Genomic DNA, 25,278 nt, shown 5'->3' on the forward strand with positions numbered 1-25,278 from the left:
TGCTGAGCGCCTGATAGAGGATGATGGCAGCAAGGGTTGCCGTGCCGATCCCGCCCATGGCGAAACCACCGAAATTGACCGTGAAGTCGCCCGCGCCAAAGATCAGCGTGATGCCAACCGTAAACAGGGTGCGTGGATCAGAGAAATCAACGCGGTTATCGACCCACAAACGGATCATGGCAGCAGCAATCAGGCCAAAGACCGCGACACCAAGCCCGCCCAGAACCGGGCCCGGAATGGTGTGCAGCAATGCGCCGAATTTCGGCGAGAAACCCAGCAGAATGGCAATCACCGCCGCAATGACAAAGATCAGCGTCGAAAACACCCGGGTTACGGCCATAACACCCATGTTTTCGACATAGGTGGTGACACCGGTACCGCCGCCCGATCCGGCCAGCATGGTTGCCAGACCATCACCGACAAAACCACGGCCGATATAACGATCCATGTTCTGTTTGGTCATGCCACCAATCGCCTTGATATGACCGAGGTTTTCGGCCACCAGAATGAAGGCCACTGGCGCGATCAGGAACATGGCCGAACTTTCAAAGCGCGGTGCGACAAAGGATGGCATGCCAAACCATGGGGCCTGTGAGAGTTCGGTAAAATCAATCGCCGGCATCAGGCCAAAGCCATTGCCCAGAACCAGCACCAGCACATAGCCCGCCAGGATGCCGACCAGAATGGAAATCCGGCGCAACGCAATCGGCGCATAGACCGAGACAAAGGCCACCGACAGCAGGGTCAGAAGGGCGACCAGCATATGCATGTTATCGCCCGTGATGCCATTGATCCCGACCGGGGCGAGGTTCAGGCCAATCGCCGCCCCAACCGCCCCCGTCACCGCAGGCGGCATGAGTTTTTCGACCCAGCCGGTGCCGGTCGCCATGACGATCAGACCGATCACGACATAAAGCGCACCAGCAGCAATGATCCCGCCAAGCGCCCCGCCAATATCGGGGTTTGGTCCCGATCCGGCATATCCGGTGGCGGCAATGACGACCGCGATAAAGGCAAAGGACGAGCCCAGATAGCTGGGCACGCGGCCCGCCGTGCAGATGAAGAAGATCAGGGTGCCGATACCGGAAAACAGGATCGCCAGATTGGGATCAAACCCCATCAGAAGCGGACCAAGGATGGTCGCCCCCGACATGGCAACAAGATGCTGCAAGCCCATCGGGAACATAGCACCCCAAGGCAGACGTTCATCAGGCATGACTGTGGAAGACCGGGTCACAGACCAGGAAGGAAAATATCGCATTTATGGCAAGCCGATTATTTATGGACGTTTCGCGCGAAAATGCCCCGCCGGGCGGCAGGGCGTACCGGGTATCGCGCCACGGGCAGCAAAAAGCAAGATGCCATCCGATGCTTTTTTAGTCGTTGCTGTGGAAATGGTCGTAAATCTTGCGCGCCAAGGCGGCACTGATGCCATCGACGGCCTCAAGATCGGAGAGCCCGGCATCGGCCACACCGCGCGCGGAGCCGAAATGGTGGAGCAGTGCCTTTTTGCGTGCACCGCCGACACCGGGGACTGAGTCGAGCACACTTTTGCCCATCTGTTTGCCGCGTTTGGCGCGATGGGTGCCAATCGCCCAGCGATGGGCCTCGTCGCGCAGGCGCTGAATGAAATAGAGCACCGGGTCCTTCATATCGAGACGCACCGGGGCCTTGCCGGGGATGTGCAGCACTTCCTTGCCGGCATTACGATCCACCCCCTTGGCGACACCGACCAGCATGACGTCCTCGATGCCGAGATCTTCGAGAACTTCACGTGCCACGCCAAGTTGGCCCAAGCCACCGTCAATCAGGCAAAGGTCCGGCCATGTGCCGTTTTCGCGGTCCGGGTCTTCTTTTTGGGCCCGGGCGAAACGGCGCGTTAGGACTTCGCGCATCATGGCAAAGTCATCACCCGGCGCGATATCGCCCTTGATGTTGAATTTGCGATAGGCGTTTTTCATGAAGCCTTCGGGTCCGGCGACAACCATGCCGCCGACCATATTGGTCCCCTGGGTGTGGGAGTTATCGTAAACCTCGATCCGTTCCGGCGTGCTTTCGAGATCAAGCTTGTCAGCAAGGTCTTCAAGCAATTTGCGCTGTGTCGCACTTTCGGCCAGACGACGGCCCAGGGCATCCTTGGCGTTGGTGAGCGCATGTTCGACCAGTTTGCGTTTGCCGCCGCGCTTGGGCACGAGCAATTCGATCTTGCGGTCGTTATTGATGCCAAGCGCGTTTTCGACCAGTTCCTGGCCTTCGATTTCGTGCGACAGGAAGATCTGTTTGGGGGCCGGTTTATCGGCATAGAACTGCCCGACAAAGGCCGACAGGATTTCGGGGATTTCGGCCGATTGTTCATGGCGCGGAAAATAGGACCGGTTGCCATAGTTCGAGCCCGAGCGGAAGAAGAACACCTGCACACAGCTTTGCCCGCCTTCCTGATGAAGGGCGATGACGTCGGCCTCTTCAACACCTTCAAGGTTGATGTCCTGATGGGATCGGATCTGGCTGAGCGCACGGATGCGGTCGCGATACATCGCGGCCTGTTCGAACTCCATCTTTTCAGACGCATCCATCATGTCGGCTTCGAGCTGCTTGAGGATTTTCTGGCTGCGCCCGGTCAAAAAGTCGCGGCAAATATCCACAAGCTGGTCATATTCCGGTTTGGAAATGCGATCGACACAGGGGGCGGCACAGCGTTTGATTTGATAAAGCAAACACGGGCGCGAGCGGTTGGAAAACACCCCGTCGGTGCAGGAGCGCAGCAAAAAGGCGCGTTGCAGATGATTGATGGTGTTGTTGACCGCCCAGGCCGAGGCGAACGGGCCAAAGCAACTGCCATCCTTGGCGCGTGCGCCACGATGTTTGACGATGCGCGGATAGTCGTGATCCTCGGTGATCAGGATATAGGGGAAACTTTTGTCATCGCGCAGCAGGATGTTGTAGCGCGGTTTGAGCTTTTTGATCAGGTTGGATTCAAGAAGGAGCGCCTCGGCCTCGGTATGGGTGGTGATGATTTCCATCCGCACCGTCTGGGCCACCATGCGAGCAATGCGGATCGGCAATTGCATGATGCGGGTATAGGCGACCACGCGTTTCTTGAGGTTCTTGGCCTTGCCAACGTAAAGCACGCGTTCCTTGTCATCGATCATGCGATAGACACCCGCCGAGCCCGGCATGGTTTTCAGCGCATTTTTGATCGCCTCCACCCCGCGTGCTGCCCCGCCGTCGATTTTATCACCATCAAGCGACAAACCGATTTCCCGTTTCGGGGCATCATCCCCGGTCGGGTTTTCGGGGGAAACAGGTGGCTTCATCAAGGCACTCCGAGATCAGGAGAATCTGTTGAGGTTAAAGTGCAGAGCAACAGAGTCTAAAATACATTCAAAGTTGTGACAGCCGTCACAGGCAAACGCGATTTGAAACATAGCTGAAAAGATTAACATCGCAACCGCGCCGAGGGGAATCGCCATGCCAAAAAAGATGTCCACCAAGACTGTGGATAACTATGTGGGTAATCGGGGGGTGACTTCCTGCACCCCTTGAGAGTCTTAACGTTCTATGAAGTGCACAATTATTGAGCAAAACAGTTAAGTTATTGATTTTAAACAATAAAAATACTGTCAACGTGAAATCATTCGGTAATAGAGTCGTAAAAAATGAATATTTTCCTTTGAATCATATTCGCCAGATGCTTGTGAATAAGCACGGATGCGATTCGCACCAGAGGAATCAAAGAGTCCCTTGGATTGGCCGTCTGGAAAAGTAAATTTTTTCGGGAAATTGCGTATCGATCAGCGCGCGATATTGTGGCGTTCGATTTCCACACCAACCGCAGCTGCGTCTTCAAAAACGTCGAGCTTTTCAACCCTGACGATCACCTTGCGGACTCGCGGGTCGGCAAGACACATGTCAGCGAGTTTTTCCCCAAGGGTTTCCACAAGGTTGGTATGACCATCCTGGCAGATGCGGCGCGTGCCGACGACCAGATCCTCGTAGCTTAGCACGGTGGTGATATCATCATTCTGAACACCGTCGCCTTCGAGTACGGCAAGGTCGAGATTGATGCGCACACGTTGCGGGGCTTCTTTTTCGTGTTCGTAAACACCGATGGAGGTGTGAATGATCATGTCACGCACGAAGACACGGCGCAGGTTGCCTGCACGATCTGCATGGGGCACATCGGCAAATGGCAATGTCGTAATTTTGGCATCCTGTTTCAGGCCTGCGGTCATATTCCGGTCTTCCTTGTGCTGCTTTGTTGCGGGTGCCTTAAAAATCACCACGCAATTCCGGCCCGATGTCTGGCAGCGATTTAACGATCACTGCCGGGCATCATTCGTTGGGCGCATCTTCTTCGCCACTGGGCGCCCAATCGAGGTGCTGCCCGCCGTCAAGCGCTAACATTTGCCCGGTGATGGCCGGCGCGGCAAGGAAAAATCGAACCGCGTCGCAAATCTCTTGCGGGTTTGTCCCTATTTTCAGGGGTGTTTTTTCGCACTGCGCGTCGAAATCTTCCTGTGTTTGTCGGCTACTAGGCAGTGCCGGCCCCGGCCCGATGGCATTGACGCGAATTTTTGGTGCAAGGGCCAATGCCAGCGTCTGGGTCAGGGTCCAAAGCCCGGCTTTGGACAGGGTATAGGTCATGAAATGCGGGGTCAGGTTCCAGACACGCTGATCAATCAGGTTGAGGATCATGCCCTGACAGTTATCTGGCAGATGCTTTGCGAATTGCTGCGAGAGGATAAACGGCGCGCGCAAATTGGTTTCCATATGCAAATCCCAGCTTTCGCGGGTTGCCGTTTGCACATCATCAAATTCAAAGGTCGAGGCGTTGTTGATCAGAACCCCGATCGGGCCAAGTTGCCTGGTCGCATCGGCAACCAATTGATGGGTTGCATCTTCGTTGGTCAGATCGGCCGAAACAACGCAGGCCTTTTGGCCAAGGTCGCGGACCTCGTTGGCGACAGCTTCGGCGTCTTGTTTCGAGCTGTTGCAATGAAGGGCGATGTCATAGCCGTTGCGCGCCAGATCCAGGGTCAATGCACGACCGATGCGTTTTGCTGCACCGGTGATCAGAACGGATTTCGGGAATTGACCTGTCATTGTTGCCTCGATCCTTCGCAAAGTGTGCGGACCGTCATGAGACGGCCCGCGAACTGATTGAACTGATTAAAGCATGTTGCATCTAATCTGCTCCATTTTGTTTGTCTTTGGCGTGTCGTTTGGCAAGGCACAGCGTGCAGAGCGATGCGGTGCATCGGTCAAACGGTGTAACGCCGCGAAACCTCGCCAAAAACAAACCCTTCGGGCCGGGACAACCTTCCGCCCCGCAGCGTCAAGCTCCTTGCACGTAGCCCCGCTACGTACTGCGGTCCTTTCCTCGCCGGACAGAAGGTTCTCCCCGGCAAAATGGGGCAGATTAGATGCAATATGCTTTATGCTACGACAAGTTGGAAGACATAGACCAGATAGGCAATCACGAATGCAACACCGGTGATGCGCGAAATCTTGCGCATGGCATAGGCAACACCGAGCAAGCCCACGGTCACCGCCAGCATGATCCAGATGTCGGAATTCATGATCTGCTCAGGTACCGGGATCGGTGCGATCAGCGACACACCGCCAATGATCACAAGCAGGTTCAAAAGGTTCGAGCCAAACACATTGCCCAGTGCCACATCGGAATGCCCGCGGAAGGCAGCAACCACCGATGCGGCGAGTTCCGGAAGCGACGTGCCAAAGGCAACAAGGGTCAGGCCAATCACGGCTTCGGACACGCCGAACTGTCGGGCGACCGAGACCCCGCCTTCAACCAGCCATTCCGCGCCAAACATCAGCGCCACAATCCCGATGACGGTCGCGATGATCGGCCTGGTCCAGCCTTTGGGCTTTTCGCCGACTTCGTCGACTTCTTCTTCGTGCAGGTGACTGGCCTCGCTGGGCGAATTTTTGTCGTGCTGATAGGTGAAGTACCAGATGGCCGCCAGCACACAAAGCATCACCGCCCCGGCCCAGCGTTCAATCACGCCAAACATGCAAAAGGCAATAAACAGGATCGTGCCCAGCAACATGGTGCCGCCATCACGCACCACGGTGACCCGCGAGGCAGCAACGGGTTTGAGCAAGGCAACGGCACCCAGAATAAGCAGGATATTGGCAATGTTGGAGCCAACAACGTTGCCCATGGCGATATCGGCCGTGCCCTTGAGCGATGCATTGAGCGAGACGACAAATTCCGGTGCTGACGTCCCGGCGGCGACAATCGTCAGACCGACGATCACCTTGGAAACGCCCAGCAAAAGTGCAAGACCAACCGCCCCCCTTACGATGAATTCGCCACCTGCTGTCAGCAATACAAGGCCCGCGATGATCTGAAGATAGGGGATTAGCTGTTCCAAAATATCTGCTCGTTTCAAAAGCGATTAAACCGGCCCTGTGTCGGGCCCGCGGAAGATGGCATTTGGCGGCGCGAATGGCAAGTCATCAGGCGGTGACAATCGCCACAGCCCTTAACAGCCCGATTAGGTCGTGAATTTCGCCAATGTCGCAAATTTACCCACGACTGGCAGGGTTATTTTCGTTATCGTTGTAATCTCGTTATTTTCAGGCATTTAGGTCCTGATACCCATTGATTATTTGACCGCCTTCCGGAACGAATTTCGCCATGCATCACAGCGTCCTGTTTGAGCTGTTTCTTATTCTGACTGCCGCGATCATTGCGGTGCCGATTGCGCACAAGCTGCGTGCGAATTCGATCATCGGCTTTCTGATTGGCGGGTTCTTTATCGGGCCGTTCGGCTTTGGCCTGATTTCCGAACGCGAAGACATTTCCACGGTTGCCGAACTGGGCGTGGTTTTCCTGCTGTTCATGATCGGGCTGGAGCTTTCGCGTGATCGTTTGCGGGTGATTGGCGGGCGGTTTGCCGGTCTGGGAGTTTTGCAAATTCTGGTGTCGATGGCAGCCCTTCTTGGGCTTCTGGTTGTCATGGAATTCCCGCTGCCGACGGCCCTTGTGATTGCAGGTGCCCTTGCGCTTTCATCGACCGCGATCATCCTCAAACAGCTTTCCGATGACAAGCAGCTCAATACCCGGTTTGGCCGTGCGGCCCTTGCCATTTTGTTATTGCAGGACGTGGCGGTTGGTCCGTTCCTGATCATGGTGCAGGCGGCTGGTGACGCCGGAACGGAAACCAGCCCGTGGATGAGCATCCTTTTGGGGTTTGGGTCGGTTGCGTTGTTGTTACTCGTCGGGCGCTATGTGTTGCCGCGGCTGTTTCGCTATATCGCGTCGCTCAAGAACCCGGAACTGTTTGCCATCGGCACGCTGTTTGTTGTGCTAGCCGCCAGCACATTGACTGAGGTTTCCGGGCTTTCGATGGCGCTGGGTGCGTTTATCGCCGGGGTGATGTTGGCCGAAACCGAGTTCCGCCATCAGATCGAAGCCGACATTTCACCGTTCCGCGGCGTGTTCCTGTCGCTGTTCTTTATGTCGGTCGGCATGTCGGTTGATGCCGACGTTGTTTATAACGAATTTGGCACCATCGTCATGTGGCTGGTGCTGTTGCTGGTGATCAAGACGGCGGTTTTGTTCGTTCTGGCGCGCGCGATCCGGTTTGAAACCGGCCTTGCCATCCGGGTGGCGATGAGCTTGGCCGCCGGGGGTGAATTTGCCTTTGTGATGTTTGCCCTGGCCGCGCAAAATGGTGCCGTGCCGCTGGATATGGCAGCGATGCTGATCCCGGTGGTGGCGATTTCGATGGCGCTGACCCCGACGCTGATCAGCCTTGGTCACAAGATCGAGGAAAAGCTTCATCCCAAGGAAGAAGACCAGCTTGGCAAGATTGCCGAAGAGTCAGAGGGCATTCACCAGCATGTTCTGGTGATCGGAAGCGGCCGCGTTGGCCGGGTTCTGGCCCGGTTGCTCAAGACGCGCAACATTCCGTTCCTGGTGCTTGATAGTGATGCACAGCAGGTTTCACGCGGTCGGGCGGAAGGCCTTCCGGTTTACTTTGCCGACGGGTCGCGACCGGAAACTTTCCGGGCTGCGCACACGGATGAAGCAAAAATTGCGGTTGTTGCCATGGGGAACCCGCATGCGACCGAGAAGACGGTCGCCCTTTTGCGCCAGCATTACCCGCATCTGAAGATCTTTGCCCGCGCACAGGACATCACCCATATCGGGCCGCTGTCGCGCCACGGGGCGGATGCCGCCATCCCGGAGGTTCTTGAAACCGGGTTGCGGTTATCCGATCACGTTTTGGCCGCGTGCGACGTGCCGCAGGAAGATATTGATGCCGAAATCGCCAAATTCCGCCGTGCGGACATGCTGTTGATGAACGAACTGGCGCCGCGCCCGCAGCGCAAACCGTCAGGGTCGGAAAGTTCGGACAAACCGGCGAAGAAAGAAACCTGAAGACGTTACGCCCTTAAAACAAAAACCCCCGCAGCAAATCGCTGCGGGGGTTTTTTAATCGGATCGGGCTCTAAACCGGCTTAAGCGGCGGTTTCAGAGTCCAGTGCATAGCCTGCAGCACGGACGGTGCGGATGATATCGCGGGTGCCCTTGACGTCATTGAGCGCCTTGCGCAGGCGACGGATATGAACGTCGACGGTGCGGGTTTCGACATAGATGTTCGGGCCCCAAACCGCGTTAAGCAACTGTTCGCGCGAGAAAACCCGCCCCGGATGTTCGAGGAAATAGCGCAGCAGACGAAACTCGGTCGGGCCAAGATGGATCGATTTTCCATTGCGGCTGACCCGGTGGGCGGCAAGATCCATTTCGATATCGGAATAGATCAACTGCCCTTGTGGTTGCGCCGGACCGGACCGGCGCAAAAGTGCGCGGATACGGGCCAGAAGCTCGCCAATGGCAAACGGCTTGGTGACATAGTCATCAGCACCGGTATCAAGACCGCGAATGCGGTCGCCCTCTTCGCCGCGCGCAGTCACCATGATCACCGGCAAATCGCGGCTTTCAGGCTTGCGGCGGATCTGACGGCAGACCTCGATCCCCGACATTACCGGCAGCATCCAGTCGAGCAAAACCAGATCGACATGGGTTTCAGCCAGAATTTTCAACGCTTCGTCACCGTCACCGGCTTCGACAACCTGCATCCCCTCGCGTTCGAGGTTGTAGCGCAACATGGTTACGATTGCTGCCTCGTCCTCGACGATAAGAACCGTTGGGTCCATCTTCCTATGCTCCCGTGTCAGTCATTCGGTTCGACAACAGCGAAGTTCGCTGCGTCGTTTTTTGGCCGGTCAATCCCCGGCAGGTCTTCGCCCTTGATCCGGTAATAGATCGTTTCGGCGATATTGGTTGCGTGATCACCGATACGTTCGATGTTCTTGGCAATGAACAACAGATGGGTCGATGCGGTAATGTTGCGCGGATCTTCCATCATGTAGGTCAGCAATTCGCGGAACAGCGAATTGTACATATCGTCGACTTCCTGATCGCGTTCCCAGACCCGGTGGGCCTTTTCGGCGTCGCTTTCGATATAGGCATCCAGGACATCCTTGATGATTTCCTGGGCCAGCTTGGCCATGTTCGGGATCGCCTGAACCGGGCGGATCGGCGGGATCTGGTTAAGCACCTGCGCGCGTTTGGCGATGTTTTTGGCAAGATCGCCAATGCGTTCCAGATCGTTTGACAGCTTAAGGGCGGTGACGACCTGACGCAGGTCATCTGCCATCGGCTGACGCAGGGCCAGAAGACGGACGGCAAAGTCCTGGACTTCCTGTTCGAGCACATCAATGCGCTGATCGGACAGGATGACTTTCTCGGCCAGTTCGGAATCGCGTTTGACGATGGATCTGATCGAGGAAATAAGCTGGCTTTCAGCAAGCCCGCCCATTTGCGAAATGATGTTGTTCAGACGGGTCAGTTCCTCGTCGAACGAACTTACGATATGGGTATGTTCATCAGCCATTTATGCGTACTCCTGGCGTCGCTTAACCGAAGCGGCCGGTAATGTAACCCTTGGTGCGTTCGTCCTTCGGGTTGGTAAAGATCTGATCGGTTTCACCGACTTCAACCAGCTTTCCGAGGTGGAAGAACGCGGTGCGCTGCGACACACGGGCGGCCTGCTGCATGGAGTGGGTCACGATCACGATCGTGTAGTTCGAACGCAACTCGTCTATCAGTTCCTCGACCTTGGCGGTCGCAATCGGATCAAGGGCCGAGCACGGCTCATCCATCAGGATGACTTCCGGGCTGACGGCAACCGCGCGTGCAATGCAAAGGCGCTGCTGCTGACCACCGGAAAGACCGGTTGCCGGCGATTGCAGGCGATCTTTGACTTCTTTCAGAAGACCGGCACGTTCGAGCGAGGTCATGACGATTTCATCAAGTTCGTCACGCGAATTGACCAGACCATGAATACGCGGGCCATAGGCCACGTTGTCATAGATCGATTTCGGGAACGGGTTCGGTTTCTGGAACACCATGCCGATGCGCGCGCGCAACTGAACCACGTCGATCCGCTTGTCATAGATGTCGCGACCATCCAGGGTAACGTCACCTTTGATCGTCACACCGTCAATGGTGTCATTCATCCGGTTCAGGCACCGCAGGAAGGTGGATTTACCACAGCCCGACGGACCAATCAGTGCGGTTACCTGCTGTTCGGGGATATCAAGGTTGACCTCATAGAGGGCCTGATTGTCGCTATAGAAAAGATCGAGCTTGCGCGCGGTCATTTTCGGGTTTTCGACCGACGGCTCCGCCGTCATTGCGCTCTGGGATACAGCAGCCATTTTACCACTTCCGTTCAAATTTTTTGCGCAGATACACAGCCAGTCCATTCATCAGGACAAGGAAGGCCAGCAACACCATAATCGCTGCCGAGGTTTTCTCGACAAAGGCACGTTCCGGGCTGTCTGCCCACAGATAGATCTGGACCGGCAGAACCGTTGCCGGGTCAAGCGCCCCGCCCGGGATATCAACAATAAAGGCAACCATCCCGATCATCAGAAGCGGTGCAGTTTCACCAAGCGCTTGTGCCATGCCAATGATCGTGCCGGTCAGAATGCCCGGCATGGCGAGCGGCAAGACATGGTGGGTCACGGTCTGAACCGGTGATGCGCCAAGGCCAAGGGCGGCCTGACGGATCGATGGCGGCACCGCCTTGATCGCCGCACGCGATGCGATGATGATCGTCGGCAAAGTCATCAGCGCCAGCGTCAAACCACCGACAACCGGGGCCGAGCGCGGCAAATGCATGACATTGAGATAGACCTCAAGCCCCAGCAGACCAAACACGATGGATGGAACCGCGGCCAGGTTGTTGATATTAACCTCGACAATCTGGGTGAAGCGGTTCTTGGGCGCGAATTCTTCAAGATAGACCGCGGCCAGAACGCCAATCGGGAAGGACAATGCCAGGGTCACAAGCAGGGTATAGAACGAGCCGACAGCCGCCCCCCAGATACCGGCAAGTTCCGGTTCGCGGGAATCGCCACTGGTAAAGAAGCGGGTGTGGAACTGTTTTTCCACCGCACCAGCCGCAACCAGTTCGTTATACCAAGCGACTTCCTTGTCATTGAGGCGACGGTCGCCTTCATCAACGGTGGGATCGATATAGCCCTTGTTGAGCATGTCGAAATCATCACCCGAGATCAGCCAGATGGTGCGCGTTTGGCCAATCAGGCTCGGATTTTCGAGAACCCGTTCGCGCAGATCATAAGATGCGCCGCCTGAAACGATGCCATAGAGATCACGCTTGTCACTGCGCGAGGTCACATCCGGGAACCGATCACGCAGCGCCTGTTTGATCAGAGCATCAAAGTTCGCGCGCCCGATCACGTCGGGATCGCCGGTCCGTTCCGGATCGATCACAGCCGGATCAAAGGTCACTTCGAGCTGGACATAGGTCTGGTAAAAGGCGCTGTAGCCTTTAGAGCCGATCGAGAGTGCCAGCGTGCAAAGCGCCAGCAGCGCCAAACAGATCGCAACCAGACCATAGCTTTTAAAGCGGCGTTCGGCCGCGTAACGTTTCTTGATGTTACGGGCGATTTTCGGGCTGTCCCAGTCAACCGGCTTGCGCAGATTGTCAGAGATCACTTTGGCCGCAGCTCTGTCTTCCATAAGAGATGCCATATCAGTCATATTTCTCGCGATACTTCTGAACAACCTTGAGGGCAAATACGTTCAGCCCCAAGGTGACAAGGAAAAGAACCAGCCCCAACGCGAAGGCCGAGAGGGTTTTTGCACTGTCGAACTCCTGGTCGCCGACCAGAAGCGTCACGATCTGCACGGTAACAGTGGTCACCGCCTGAAGCGGGTTCACCGTCATGTTCGCGGCAAGACCAGCGGCCATCACAACAATCATGGTTTCACCAATCGCCCGCGAAACGGCCAACAGAACCGCCCCGACAATACCGGGCAAGGCGGCCGGGAAAATCACCTGCCGGATGGTTTCCGATTTGGTCGCCCCCAATGCATAGGACCCGTCACGCAGCGATTTCGGCACCTGCGACATCACGTCATCAGACAGCGAGGACACAAACGGAATGATCATGATGCCCATGACAAGACCGGCCGCCAGCGCACTTTCCGAACTGACATCGAGGCCGAGCATCGCGCCATTGTCGCGCAAGAACGGTGCCACGGTGAGCGCGGCAAAGAAGCCATAGACAACCGTTGGCACGCCCGCCAGAATTTCAAGTGCGGGTTTGGCAACAGCACGAAATTTAGGCGCGGCATATTCGCCCATATAAATGGCCGAAAACAGGCCGACCGGCACCGCGACACACATGGCAATCAGCGTAATCAGCAAGGTACCGACAAACAGCGGAATCATGCCAAACGCCCCCTCGGACGCCACCTGATCGGCACGGATCGCGGTTTGCGGGCTCCATTCCAGACCAAACAGGAAGTCGAGCGGGTTGATCTTGCTAAAGAAATGCAGGGTTTCGAACATCAGTGAAAACACGATGCCGACCGTTGAAAGGATCGCAATCGCCGAACAGACAATCATGATCGCGCGCGAGATGCGTTCAACATTGTTGCGCGCGCGCATATCCGCTTCAATCCGTCGATAGGACAGGACAAGACCGGCAAGCGCAACCGACAGCATGACAACCACCAGCGCCGCATTGGCGATGGTTTGCAAATTGGCAAGTCTGCGCCCGGCATCAACAATTTCCGGCGACACGGTGAGATGTTCACCGCCACCGGCGGCGATCTGGGAAATGCTGTTGAGCGCCAGCGACAGACGACCGGAGTCACCAACTACTTCCTGCGGCAGGTCCGACACGATCAGGGCTTCAATCACCGAGCCCTGGAACATGTACCAGATCAAAAGCAAAAACAGCGCGGGAAGCCCGCACCATGCTGCTGTGTAGGCCCCGTAGTGAACCGGCAAGGAATGAAGATTGCTGTGCCGGCCACCAGAAAGGGCAACAGCCCGCTGGCGTCCGAAATAAAAGGACAGCGCGCAAAGTGCGGCAACCGCGAGCAACAGGAAAGACAGGGACATTATTTGAGATCCGTTCGCCAGATGAGCCTGCAAAGATCAGTTCGTGAGGCCAATAGGACAGAAACAATATAGAAATCAATACAAGAAACAAAGAAACCGGTGGCAGCATTTGCTGCCACCGGTTGAAAGATCGCGTTACATGCTCAGCGGCGAAAGGTTCATCGCAGCGTTACGAACAGCTTCACGCTCAGCAGCATCCATTGGGATCAGGCCACGGTCAGCAAGGTAACCTTCATCACCCCAAGCTTTGTCAGCGGTGAATTCAGCAAGATATTCCTTGATGCCCGGAATGGTGCCAACGTGCGCGTTCTTCACGTAGAAGAAGAGCGAACGGGAAACCGGATAGTCACCAGCAGAGATTGCTTCGAAGGTCGGAGCAACGCCACCGATCAGCGAGCCCTGGAGCTTATCGCCGTTCTGGTCAAGGAAGGAGAAGCCGAAGATGCCAAGTGCATCATGGTTGGCTTCGAGTTTCTGAACGATCAGGTTGTCGTTCTCGCCAGCTTCGACATAGGCACCGTCTTCACGAACGCCAGCGCAGACAGCTTTGTGCTGGTCTTTGTTGGTGTCTTTAAGAGCGGCGATTGCCGGGAACTCATCGCAAGCTTCTTCGAGTACCAGCTCGGTGAAGGCATCACGGGTACCGGAGGTCGGCGGCGGGCCGAGAACTTCGATTTTAACGTCCGGAAGGCTCGGATCGATTTCCGACCAGGTGGTGTAGAAGTTATCTACGAGCGACTGGCCGTCTTTGGACGGAACGGTTTTTGCCAGAGCAAGGAAGATCTGCTCTTTGGTCAGGTCAAGCTGCGGCGCTTCGTTCGAGTTCGACAGAACGATACCGTCGTAACCAACTTTAACTTCGGTAACTTCCGAAATGCCGTTCTTCGCGCAAGTTTCAACTTCGGACTTCTTGATGCGACGCGAGGCGTTGGTGATGTCCGGATGCTGTTCGCCAACACCGGCGCAGAACAGCTTCAGACCACCGCCAGAACCGGTAGATTCGATAACCGGTGTTTTGAAGGAGGTGGTTTTACCGAATTCTTCTGCAACTGCGGTTGCGAACGGGAAGACGGTGGACGAACCAACGATACGAATCTGGTCGCGTGCTTCGGCAGCGCCAGCAAAGGCAACGCTCATAAGCGCCGCAACAGCAAGAGTCTTCTTCATCATAAATTCCCCAATGGTAGTTCCACTTCGGAACGGTGCAACGATCTGCGAGGCGGACTCTACCGCTGGGTGCTTACGGTATTGTGTCGCTTTTGTTAACGTTATGTGACAACGTATCCGAGCAGTAAAAACAGCCCATTATTACTAATAAAATCAATAAGTTAGCATTTTTCGACAACCATCCGAAAACGGCGGTTTTTCACTTCAACATGGCAAAATCGCGATTGTTTACGAAAGGCTGTAACAAAAACTGTCACATTTCGTCCAAAGGTGGCCTTGGGCGCTGGGGAATGGTGTGAATTGACGATAATTGCCACCAAACCCTTTACATGACCCCATTTACACGCAACTGTTGTGCATGGGGTCCAAACTCATTCACATGACCGCCCCGGCAATTGATATGAGAGAAAAAGCAAGGAAAAGCCCGCAGAGCGGAGTATTCTCCGGTCAAGGGGTTTGACGCAGAGGCTTTCTCTCATATCAATTGTCCTTTGGATCACCCGGATTTGCACGGGCTATTTTGTCGCAAAACCTTGAAAGATATAGATCTTCCTGTGGTTTTGCTCCGCATATCCGCACAAATCCGGGGGACCGGGACGATTATGTGAATGAGTTTGGACCCCAAGGGACAAAAAATGCTGCGCGTAAGTACGCGGCCATAACAGGAGCACTTGATGAGCAACGCTGCACTCGACGAAATTCAGGAACTGATTCAGAAGCTGTCTGGCGAACTTGGAGATATGTCAGAGGCTGCGTCGCGCCATATTGATGATCTGCATGTTGCGGTCAATAACGTCGCATCGCACGTTCTGGCGATCGAGGCAGTTCTGTCACTGGTGGCCCAGAAGGTCGAGGTTGACGAAGCCGAAGCAATCAAGTGGATTCGTGACAAGACAGCGGCCTATGCCGAGGACAGCAGCGAAAGCTCTGCCGCAGAAGGCATTACAAAAAGCCTGCTTGGCAAGGAAGAGTAAGGCGCCCAGTCGCACGGACCTACGAAATCAAAAGGACGGCAGAGGTTATTCTCTGCCGTCCTTTTTGTTTCTCGGTTTTGAAGCAATCGTTGCCTAGCCTGCAAGTTCGGTCGGCTTTACCCAGTGGCGCAGTTTTTCCGGCACCGGTCCACCGGCGGCCCAATCAAGGAGCTGCACCGTGTGCAGAACTTTAAGATCGTCGGTTTCGATCTGGACCATGCAGCCGATATTCCCCGTTGCCACCAGATCAGGCTGGGTCGCGCGGATACTGCCGCGTTTGCGTTCCTGAAGCTGACCGGCGATTTCGGGCTGCAACAGGTTATAGACCCCGGCAGAACCACAGCACAGATGGCCTTCGGCGATTTCAGCGACTTCATATCCAGCCTGTTTAAGAAGATCGCGTGGTGGTCGGGTGATCTTTTGGCCGTGCTGCATCGAGCAGGCCGAATGATAGGCAACACGGGGATTCCCGTGATTGGCCCCGGCAAACACCGCATCATCGATATCAAGGTTTGCCAGATATTCTGTGATGTCCTTGGCAAGACCGGACACCGTCGCGGCCCTTTCGGCATAGGCCGGATCATGGCGCAGCATATGGCCGTAATCCTTGATCGTGGTGCCACAGCCCGATGCGGTGATTACGATGGCATCAAGGCCTTCGCCCGCGGCCTCGGTCGTCCAGGCATCAATATTGGCCTTGGCCTGCGCGTGGGATTGTTCTTCCTTGCCCATGTGATGGACAAGCGATCCGCAACATCCAGCGCCCTTGGCAACAACCACCTCGATCCCAAGACGGGTGAGTAGACGAACTGTCGATTCGTTGATTTCGGTTTCAAGCACCTGCTGGGCACAACCGATCAGGATGGCAACCCGGCCTTTGCGTTGGCCAACTGCGGGGATCACCTGGGGTTTGTCGACCCAGCTTGGCGGATGCATGGGGCGTGCCCCCATCTTGACCATGCCCTTGAGCCGACCGGGCATCAGACGCGCGAAGGGGGCGGCGAATTTTGCCCCGATCAATGACAGCCGGAACAGGGTCGGATTGGGCACAACAATTGACAGCAACTTGCGCAGCAACCGATCGCCCAGCGGGCGTTCATAGTTTTGTTCGATATGGGCACGCGCATTGTCGATCAGGTGCATGTAATCAACACCAGAGGGACATGTGGTTGTACAGGAAAGACATGACAGGCAGCGATCAAGGTGTTTGACCACCTTTTCGGTTGCCGGTTTGTCATTTTCCAGCATGTCCTTGATCAGGTAAATGCGGCCCCGCGGGCTGTCGAGTTCATCCCCAAGGGTGACGAATGTCGGGCAGGTCGCGGTACAGAAACCGCAATGCACGCATTTGCGCAGGATCTGTTCGCTTTCGGCAATCGCCGGGTTTTCAAGTTGGGCAGCGGTGAAGTTGGTTTGCATTACGCGCCCTCCCCGTTCAGTGACAATGGCGCAATCCGCCCCGGATTGAGAATCCCCATGGGATCGAGGTTTTCCTTGATCCGGGCATTGATCCGGGCAAGCGCCGGGTCTTCGGGATGGAAGACCCGGGTCGCTTGACGGATTTCATCGGAGGCGCGCACCAGATTGGCCTGCCCGCCGACATTGGCGACGATATCGCGGATCGTGCCCGCCATTGCATCAGGTGCATCGGGCACATTCGCCGCGTCAGATGCGGCGATCTGCACCCAGATCAGGCCACCGGCCCAATCCATCATCGCCCGACCACCGGTTTTTTCGATCAGTCGGGCGCAGATATCACCACCACTTGCCGGGGGCACCGATACCCGCCACAAAATGCTGCCGGTATTTTCCGATGCCACGAACGGCGCGACATTGGCGACAACCTTCCAGATGCTGCGGCTGTGGCTTTCGGGGACTTCGTGGCATTCGCCAAAACCGGCAAGCGCCCGGCACAGGGCATCGGCCCGCCATGCGACAGACGGCTTGGGACCTTCGATCCGCAGGGCCACAAGGCCACTACCATATTCACCGGCCAGTGGCACATCAAGGTGCGGCGCGTCTTCGGGGGCGATCCAGGCGGCGGCGGAGACTTCGTTTTCACTGCCCATGGCAATGGTCATCGCCTTGCCCGCCGCACGCGGGTCACTGCAGGCGACAATCACGGTGGCGGATGTTTCGTCATTTGGCATGACCTTGAGCGTTACGGTATGCATCACACCCAGCGTGCCAAAGGAACCCGCCATTAGTTTTGACAGATCAAAGCCGGTGACGTTTTTCATCACCCGGCCACCGGATTTAAAATCCTCTGCCCGGCCAGAAACGGCTTCGAACCCCAGAAGGTGATCACGTGCGGCCCCCACCTTGATCCGGCGCGGTCCGGCAAGGTTACAGGCGACCAGCCCGCCGATGGTGCCGGCATCCGGGCCGCTTGATCCATCCAGAAGGGCCGGGAAGTTTCCGGGCTCAAAATGGAATTGCTGATTTTTTTCGGCCAGTGCCGCCTTGATATCGGCAAGCGGCGTTCCGGCACGCGCAGAGATCACCAGTTCTTCGGGCTGATAAAACAAGATCCCCGAAAGTTTGGAGCAATCCAGCACTGCGTTGGTTCGAACAGAATGGCCAAAGGCGCGCTTGCTGCCTGATCCGATGATTTCAAGCGGGGTTTCTGATCCAAGCGCCCAACCAACCGCATCACGCAGCTGGTCTGGCGTGGTGGGGGAAAGTACGTCCACCATAACTCTCTCTTTTCCTCTCCTGAGCCGGGCCAATCGGATTTGCGGGAGCCGATTGGCCGGCCTTTGTTTTATCGTGTTTGTTTGTTGTTTCGTTTGATCACGCCTTAGGGGCAGGATCCTAAAAGCGCGGGATATCCGGGAACTTGTCAGCCACCGCCTTGGCATGCAGGGTTTTAAGTTCCCCACAGCCATGCAAGGTCGGGAATACCTTGCCGGGGTTGAGCAACTGGTCCTCGTCAAAGGCCATCTTGATGCGTTCCTGATGCTTCATGTCATCGATCGAGAACATCTCGCCCATCAGGTCGCGCTTTTCGACACCGATGCCGTGTTCACCCGACAGCACCCCGCCAACCGCGACACAAAGTCTAAGGATGTCGGCCCCGAAGGCCTCGGCCTTTTCAAGGTCACCGGCCTTGTTGGCATCAAACATGATCAGTGGATGCAAGTTGCCATCACCGGCATGGAAGACGTTGGCAACGCCCAGCCCGTGCTTTTTCGACAGGTCCTGCATACCGGTCAGCACCTCGGACAGGCGACCGCGCGGGATGGTGCCATCCATGCACATATAATCGGGTGAAATACGACCGATCGCCGGGAAGGCGTTTTTGCGGCCCGACCAAAACAGCAGGCGTTCTTCCTCGTTCTCGGAAATGCGGGAATAGACCGCCCCGCAATCCTTGGCGATTTTGCCAACACGGTCGATCAGGTAATCGACTTCGACCTGCGGGCCATCAAGTTCGACCAGAAGAAGGGCCTCGACATCGAGCGGATAGCCGGCCTGAACAAATTCCTCGGTCGCCTTGATTGCCGGGGCATCCATCATTTCAAGACCGCCCGGAATGATGCCGGCGGCAATGATGGCGGCAACGCAATTGCCACCTTCTTCGGATGAATTAAAGCCCAGCAACAGCGCACGGGCGGTTTCGGGTTTGCGCAGGATCCGCACCGTCACCTCGGTCACGATGCCAAGAAGGCCTTCGGACCCGGTGATGATGCCAAGCAAATCATAGCCCGCCTGATCAAGGCCCTTGCCACCGATGCGCAGGATGTCACCTTCGATGGTGACCATTTCAACACCCAACACATTGTTGGTGGTAAGCCCGTATTTCAGGCAATGCACACCGCCGGAATTTTCGGCGATGTTGCCGCCAATCGAACAGGCAATCTGGCTGGACGGATCGGGGGCGTAATAGAACCCCTTGTGTTCGACCGCGCGCGTGATGCCAAGGTTGGTGACACCGGGCTGCACGACGGCGGCCCGGTTGTCCCAATCGATGTCGAGCACGCGATTGAATTTCATCATACTAATGGTAATCGCATCGGCCATCGGAAGTGCGCCACCGGACAAACCGGTACCGGCACCGCGCGGAACGACACGGATTTTATTGGTATGACAATATTTCAGGATGGCTGCGACCTGGGCGGTATTTTCCGGCAGGACGACAATCATCGGCAATTGCCGATAGGCCATCAACCCATCGCATTCATAGGGCCTGAGCTGATCATCATCGACAATAACCCCGCCCGGTGACGGGATGATATCGCGCATGGCGGCGATAATGTCCTTGCGACGTGCAAGTGTGTGTTGATCAGGCTCAGGCATCCTAAGCATCGGTGGGTTACTCCGTTAATTCGACCAGCAGGTCCTTGGCTTCGACCTGTGTCCCGGCCGGGGCGTGGATTTTGGCCACGGTTCCATCCTTTTCGGCGTGAACCGCGGTTTCCATTTTCATGGCTTCGAGCGAGCACATCACATCACCCGACTTGATCTTCTGGCCCTCGGACACGTGGACTTCGACCACCAGACCCGGCATCGGGGCTGCGACATGCAGCTTGTTGCCATCTTCGGCCTTTGGTTTTGTCTTGCCCGTGCCGGCCAGTGTCTTGTCGGCGACCTTGACGGTGCGGGGCTGACCGTTGAGTTCAAAGAACACGGTACGGTTGCCCTCCTCGTCACCGGCCTCGGACGTGGTCAGATAGCGGATGACAAGGGTTTTGCCCTTTTCAAGATCAACCGAGATTTCATCGTTCTGGTTCATCCCGTAGAAGAAGACCGGGGTTGGCAGAACCGAAACATCGGCGTTGTGGCTGCGGTGTTCGGCGTAATCAAGGAACACCTTGGGATACATCACATAAGATGCAACCTCGGCGTCAGAGATATTGCTGCGATGGGTTTTCTTTTCGATCTCCTTGCGGGTCGCTTCGAAATCAATCGGCGGCAATGATTTGCCCGGACGATCCGTTAGTGCCTCGGCCCCCTTAAGCACCTTGCGCTGCAAGGCGGGCGGGAAGCCACCGACCGGCTGACCGATCTCACCACGGAAGAAGGAAATGACGCTGTCGGGGAAGGTAATGTCCTTTTTAGGGTCAAGAACGTCTTCCTCAGACAAACCGGAGGTCACCATCATGAGCGCCATATCGCCGACAACCTTGGAGCTTGGCGTCACCTTGACGACATCGCCAAACATCTTGTTGACCGCGGCATAGGCCTTGGAAACCTCGGGCCAGCGATCCTCGATCCCGAGTGCGCGGGCCTGCTGGCGCAGGTTGGTGTACTGGCCGCCCGGCATTTCGTGGACATAGACGTCAGAGGTGCCACTGCGGATATCGCTTTCAAAGCCTGCGTAATAGCGGCGGATCTGTTCCCAATAGGTCGAGATTTCCTTGAGCGCCTCGGTCTTAAGCCCCGGATCACGCGGCTGGCCGATATAGTTATTGGCAATCGAGCCCAGGTTCGGCTGGGACGTCAGGCCCGACATCGAATCCATTGCCGCATCGACGGCATCAACCCCGGCATCAATCGCGGCAATCACGGTGGCGGCCGAGATGCCGCTGGTGTCGTGGGTATGGAAGTGGATCGGGATATTGACCGTGTCCTTGAGTGCTGTGATCAGCTCGGTCGCAGCGGCCGGACGCAGCACACCTGCCATATCCTTGAGACCGAGAATATGGGCCCCGGCAGATTCAAGTTCGCGGGCCATATTCACATAGTAATCAAGGTTATATTTCGGGCGGTCCTTGTCATAGATGTCGCCGGTGTAACAGATGGTCGCTTCGCAGAGTTTGTCGGTTTTAAGCACCGATTCCATCGCGACCTTCATGTTTTCAACCCAGTTGAGGCTATCAAACACGCGGAAGACATCCATGCCGTGTTCGGCCGCCTGCTTGACGAAGTAGTCGACCGCATTATCGGGATAGTTGGTATAGCCAACCGCGTTCGAGGCCCGCAGCAGCATCTGGGTCAGGATATTGGGTACGCGTTCGCGCAGCTTGACCAGACGATCCCACGGGTCTTCTTTCAGGAAGCGCATGGCAACATCAAACGTCGCCCCGCCCCAGCATTCGATTGAAAACAGTTCCGGCAGACCATGCGCGTAATAAGGCGCGATTTCGAGCATGTCATAGGTGCGCATGCGGGTCGCCAGAAGGGATTGGTGGGCATCACGCATGGTGGTGTCAGTCATCAGGACGCGTTCCTGATCCTTCATCCAGCGCGAGAAACCTTCGGGCCCCAATTGATCAAGCTTTTGCTTGGTGCCCGGGCGTATTTCACCAAGATCGATTGATTTTGGCATCACCGGATCATGCAGATTGGTCGGCACCACGCGGCCTTCGACTTCGGGGTTGCCATTGACCGCAACCTCGCCGATGAAGCGCAGCAGGCGGGTGGCACGGTCGCGCCGGCGCACGAACTTGAACAGATCGGGCGTTTCGTCAATGAAACGGGTCGTATATTCGCCAGCGCGGAATTTCGGGTGATTGATCAGGTTTTCAAGGAAGGCCAGGTTGGTGGCAACACCGCGAATACGGAATTCGCGCAAGGCGCGGTCCATGCGATCCACTGCCTCACGCGGGGTGCTGCCCCATGCGGTGACCTTTTCAAGCATGCTGTCATAGAACGGCGTGATTACTGCGCCGGAATAGGCCGTGCCGCCATCCAGACGAATGCCAAAGCCGTTGGCCCCACGATACACCTTGATGATCCCGTAATCGGGGACAAAGTTGTTTTCCGGGTTTTCGGTGGTGATACGGCACTGAAGCGCGTGGTCGCGCAACTTGATTTTATCCTGCCAGGGGATACCGGTTTCGGACGGGAAACCGATGCGGCCACCCTGGGCGATCAGGATCTGTGCCTTGACCAGATCAAAGCCGGTCACGCATTCGGTAACGGTGTGTTCGACCTGAATGCGCGGGTTGACCTCGATGAAGTAGAACTTGGATGTATCAACATCCATCAGGAACTCGACCGTGCCGGCATTGACGTAATTAGCCGCCTTGCCAAGGCGGATCGCGGCGTCACAAATCTCGGCGCGCTGATCATCATCGAGATAGGGTGCGGGTGCGCGCTCGACCACCTTTTGGTTGCGGCGCTGAACCGAACAGTCACGTTCATAAAGATGCACAAGGGTGCCGTGATTATCGCCAAGCAGCTGCACCTCGACATGGCGCGCACGGCGGATCAGTTTTTCAAAATAAACCTCGCCATTGCCAAAGGCGGCCTCGGCCTCGCGCCGTGCTGCCAGCACCTGACCCGACAGGTCCTTGCCATTTTCGATGACGCGCATGCCACGGCCACCGCCGCCCCAGCTGGCTTTGAGCATAAGCGGATAGCCGATTTTCTCGGCGATGCGGGTGACTTCTGCCATGTCTTCGGGAAGCGCGCTTGAGGCGGGCATGACCGGCACACCGGCACTTTCGGCCAGATTACGCGCAGATACCTTGTTGCCAAGGGTGCGCATGACTTCTGAGTCTGGGCCGATGAACTGAATGCCGGCCTCGGCACAGGCATCGGCGAATTCGGGATTTTCCGACAGGAAGCCGTAACCCGGATGGATCGCATCGACATCGGCATCACGTGCGACACGCAGGATGTCTTCGATATCAAGATAGGCGCGAATGGGCTTGTTGCCCTTCCCCACCGTGTAGCTTTCGTCCGCCTTGAAACGGTGAAGGGCGAAGCGGTCCTCGTCAGAGAAGATCGCAACTGTGCGAATGCCAAGTTCGTTGGCGGCTCGCAGAACACGAATCGCAATCTCGCCACGGTTGGCGACCAGAAGTTTACGGATACGCTTTGGTGCTGAACGCGTCATGGACACCGGGCTCCTACCACAATTTCCTGGCAGGAACGTGCCTGTGCGCGCCTGCCAAAACCAAGTGAAACGCCACGATATGGTCCCGGAATGCGTTGCGGTGCGGGATGCCTGCAACGCCATATCCATTGTGGCGATACGGGATGCCAGCACGCTGAGATCTTGTGCAATGCATCCAGAGCTTTTGGCGCCCGGTGGGCAGGCGACGGTTCTGGTATATGCGCATTGCCCTCTCCCTGTCAAAGCATGATCTCGTAAATTGGTATTACCAATTATTGGAGATCCCGACCAGTTTCTTTTCACCATGCGGAACAGCTCAGCCCCGCTTTCTCAATCAGGGCGATGGGAAAACCGCGATCTTTCAGCGACTTTTGGCGCGGATATGCTATTGTCCGCGATCAGAAAAACGGAAATTCCCGAAACGGTTACGCCCATGCCGAAGCTCAATCTTCGACTAAAGTTTTTGCTGCTCTCGATCCTGCCGCTGGTTCTGGCGGCGTCTGCAATCTCGTGGCTGGTGTTTGCCCAGGCCGAACGCCTGGCCGAGGCCGAGATCAGGACCTTTGAACGCAACATCCTTCAGGCCAGAAAGGACGAGCTGAAAAGCTATCTTGAGCTGGCGATGAAATCGATCGACCACATCTATTCGGTGGCAAGCCCGCTGGATGCGGTTTCAAAAGAACGTGTGAAAGCGATCATCGAAGATCTGTCTTATGGCGAGGATGGATACTTCTTTATCTATGACCGCGATGGCACCGCCCTTGTCGATCCGCCGCAACCCTGGCGCCTTGGCCGGACCTATTGGAACCTGCGCGATATCAATGGCAACACAGTCATTCAGGGCCTGATTTTCAATGCCGAAAAGGGTGGCGATTTCATGCGCCACGTCTGGGAAAAACCATCGACCGGGGAGCCGACCGAAAAAATCACCTATTCCCTGATGCTGGATAAATGGGACTGGATGATCGGCACGGGCATTTATATCGACGATATCGCCGAACAGGTGACCGAGATCGAGGCCGAGGTTTCCACCCATATCCGCGAAACCACCATGTCGATCATCGGGGTGACGATCCTTGCAGTGTTGCTGGTGGGGATATCGGGCACGGTGGTCACATTGTCCGAACGCAAACTTGCCGACTCAAAGCTTAAGGAACTGACACATAGGGTGGTTGATGTGCAGGAACAGGAACGCCTGCGCGTGTCGCGCGAGCTGCATGACGGCATCAGTCAGATATTGGTTTCGGTCAAATATGCGGTTGAAACCGCAATTGCGCGCATCACCCAGAAACGCGACAACGCGATTGAACCCATGGAAAAGGCCGCCAACCGATTGCAGGACGCCATCCATGAAGTGCGGCGGATTTCGCGCGATTTGCGCCCAGCCGTGCTCGATGACCTTGGCCTGAAACCCGCGATTGAGAGCATGTGTGCAGAACTTCAGGACCGGTCCGGTATCCTGATTGAGGTGAAATGCGACAATGTCGACGGGCAGCTTGATATCGACAAGAAGACAACGCTGTATCGCGTGTTGCAGGAGACCCTGACCAATATCGAACGCCATGCCGATGCGACGGTGGTGAAAATTTCGATCAAACGCGAAGGCAGCAGCATTATCATGCGCATTGCCGATAACGGGGTCGGGTTTGAAACCAACCGATATATCCGCAACCGCGATCCGCGGGCGGGCATTGGTTTGCGCAACATGCGCGAACGCATGGAATTCCATGGCGGCGGGCTTTCGGTACGCTCCGAACCGGACGACGGGACAAAAATCACTGCATTTATTCCCGCCAACAGCCAGAATGCCCTACCCCATGACGCTATCAGCGGTTAATCTGATGACGCACAACCCGACAGTCACGCGACA

Annotated in this window: 18 protein-coding genes; 3 read left to right on the forward strand and 15 right to left on the reverse strand. The window is 56.3% G+C overall.

What is annotated here, in order from left to right; translation table 11 throughout:
- The 5 genes from TH2_RS00005 to TH2_RS00025 form a co-directional block, all read right to left on the reverse strand.
- The coding region (locus TH2_RS00005) for a uracil-xanthine permease family protein (protein WP_238538627.1) at positions 1–1,216 on the reverse strand (1,216 nt) is incomplete at its 3' end.
- Between the two features lie 160 nt (positions 1,217–1,376).
- Positions 1,377–3,314, reverse strand: a complete 1,938-nt coding sequence (gene uvrC, locus TH2_RS00010; RefSeq protein ID WP_008888327.1) for an excinuclease ABC subunit UvrC — start codon at positions 3,312–3,314, stop codon at positions 1,377–1,379.
- Between the two features lie 477 nt (positions 3,315–3,791).
- On the reverse strand, positions 3,792–4,232 hold the full coding sequence (gene folB, locus TH2_RS00015) for a dihydroneopterin aldolase (protein WP_008888328.1): 441 nt from the start codon (positions 4,230–4,232) through the stop codon (positions 3,792–3,794).
- A gap of 100 nt (positions 4,233–4,332) precedes the next feature.
- A complete protein-coding gene (locus TH2_RS00020; RefSeq protein ID WP_008888329.1) occupies positions 4,333–5,103 on the reverse strand; it encodes an SDR family oxidoreductase in 771 nt (256 codons plus the stop codon).
- A gap of 332 nt (positions 5,104–5,435) precedes the next feature.
- On the reverse strand, positions 5,436–6,398 hold the full coding sequence (locus TH2_RS00025; RefSeq protein WP_008888330.1) for a calcium/sodium antiporter: 963 nt from the start codon (positions 6,396–6,398) through the stop codon (positions 5,436–5,438).
- A gap of 266 nt (positions 6,399–6,664) precedes the next feature.
- Here TH2_RS00025 and TH2_RS00030 point away from each other — a divergent pair, with 266 nt between their 5' ends.
- The gene (locus TH2_RS00030; RefSeq protein WP_008888331.1) at positions 6,665–8,413 is read left to right on the forward strand and encodes a cation:proton antiporter domain-containing protein; all 1,749 of its coding nucleotides are present in this window, start codon (positions 6,665–6,667) and stop codon (positions 8,411–8,413) included.
- 80 nt (positions 8,414–8,493) lie between these two features.
- Here the strand turns inward: TH2_RS00030 and phoB are convergent, their stop codons facing one another.
- The 6 genes from phoB to TH2_RS00060 form a co-directional block, all read right to left on the reverse strand.
- Complete coding sequence (gene phoB / locus TH2_RS00035; RefSeq protein WP_008888332.1) at positions 8,494–9,192, reverse strand: phosphate regulon transcriptional regulator PhoB; 699 nt, start codon at positions 9,190–9,192, stop codon at positions 8,494–8,496.
- Between the two features lie 17 nt (positions 9,193–9,209).
- Positions 9,210–9,932, reverse strand: a complete 723-nt coding sequence (gene phoU / locus TH2_RS00040; RefSeq protein WP_008888333.1) for a phosphate signaling complex protein PhoU — start codon at positions 9,930–9,932, stop codon at positions 9,210–9,212.
- 22 nt (positions 9,933–9,954) lie between these two features.
- Complete coding sequence (pstB, locus tag TH2_RS00045; RefSeq protein WP_008888334.1) at positions 9,955–10,758, reverse strand: phosphate ABC transporter ATP-binding protein PstB; 804 nt, start codon at positions 10,756–10,758, stop codon at positions 9,955–9,957.
- Position 10,759: 1 nt separating this feature from the next.
- On the reverse strand, positions 10,760–12,109 hold the full coding sequence (pstA, locus tag TH2_RS00050) for a phosphate ABC transporter permease PstA (protein WP_008888335.1): 1,350 nt from the start codon (positions 12,107–12,109) through the stop codon (positions 10,760–10,762).
- Positions 12,102–13,481 (reverse strand): phosphate ABC transporter permease subunit PstC, encoded by a 1,380-nt coding sequence (gene pstC / locus TH2_RS00055; protein ID WP_008888336.1) that lies wholly within the window; start codon positions 13,479–13,481, stop codon positions 12,102–12,104. The genes pstA and pstC overlap by 8 nt, the downstream gene beginning before the upstream one ends.
- Positions 13,482–13,616: 135 nt before the next feature.
- Positions 13,617–14,651 (reverse strand): PstS family phosphate ABC transporter substrate-binding protein, encoded by a 1,035-nt coding sequence (locus TH2_RS00060; RefSeq protein ID WP_040822186.1) that lies wholly within the window; start codon positions 14,649–14,651, stop codon positions 13,617–13,619.
- Positions 14,652–15,322: 671 nt separating this feature from the next.
- Between TH2_RS00060 and TH2_RS00065 the strand changes: the two genes are divergently transcribed.
- Positions 15,323–15,622, forward strand: a complete 300-nt coding sequence (locus TH2_RS00065; protein WP_008888338.1) for a hypothetical protein — start codon at positions 15,323–15,325, stop codon at positions 15,620–15,622.
- A 93-nt stretch (positions 15,623–15,715) separates the two neighbouring features.
- On the opposite strand, the gene glcF is transcribed toward TH2_RS00065, so the two are convergent.
- From glcF to pyc, 4 genes are all read right to left on the reverse strand, one after another.
- On the reverse strand, positions 15,716–17,041 hold the full coding sequence (glcF, locus tag TH2_RS00070; RefSeq protein ID WP_008888339.1) for a glycolate oxidase subunit GlcF: 1,326 nt from the start codon (positions 17,039–17,041) through the stop codon (positions 15,716–15,718).
- Positions 17,041–18,318: a glycolate oxidase subunit GlcE gene (glcE, locus tag TH2_RS00075; protein WP_008888340.1), complete on the reverse strand. Its 1,278-nt coding sequence runs from the start codon at positions 18,316–18,318 to the stop codon at positions 17,041–17,043. Before glcE ends, glcF begins: the two co-directional genes overlap by 1 nt.
- A 118-nt stretch (positions 18,319–18,436) precedes the next feature.
- The gene (locus tag TH2_RS00080) at positions 18,437–19,921 is read right to left on the reverse strand and encodes an FAD-linked oxidase C-terminal domain-containing protein (RefSeq protein WP_008888341.1); all 1,485 of its coding nucleotides are present in this window, start codon (positions 19,919–19,921) and stop codon (positions 18,437–18,439) included.
- Positions 19,922–19,937: 16 nt separating this feature from the next.
- Entirely contained in the window at positions 19,938–23,408 is a 3,471-nt protein-coding gene (gene pyc, locus TH2_RS00085) for a pyruvate carboxylase (RefSeq protein WP_008888342.1), read from the reverse strand.
- 433 nt (positions 23,409–23,841) lie between these two features.
- Between pyc and TH2_RS00090 the strand changes: the two genes are divergently transcribed.
- Positions 23,842–25,245, forward strand: coding sequence for a cache domain-containing protein (locus tag TH2_RS00090; protein ID WP_008888343.1), 1,404 nt, complete (start codon positions 23,842–23,844; stop codon positions 25,243–25,245).
- Positions 25,246–25,278: the final 33 nt, after the last annotated feature.

The organism is Thalassospira profundimaris WP0211, assembly GCF_000300275.1.
Classification (GTDB): domain Bacteria; phylum Pseudomonadota; class Alphaproteobacteria; order Rhodospirillales; family Thalassospiraceae; genus Thalassospira; species Thalassospira profundimaris.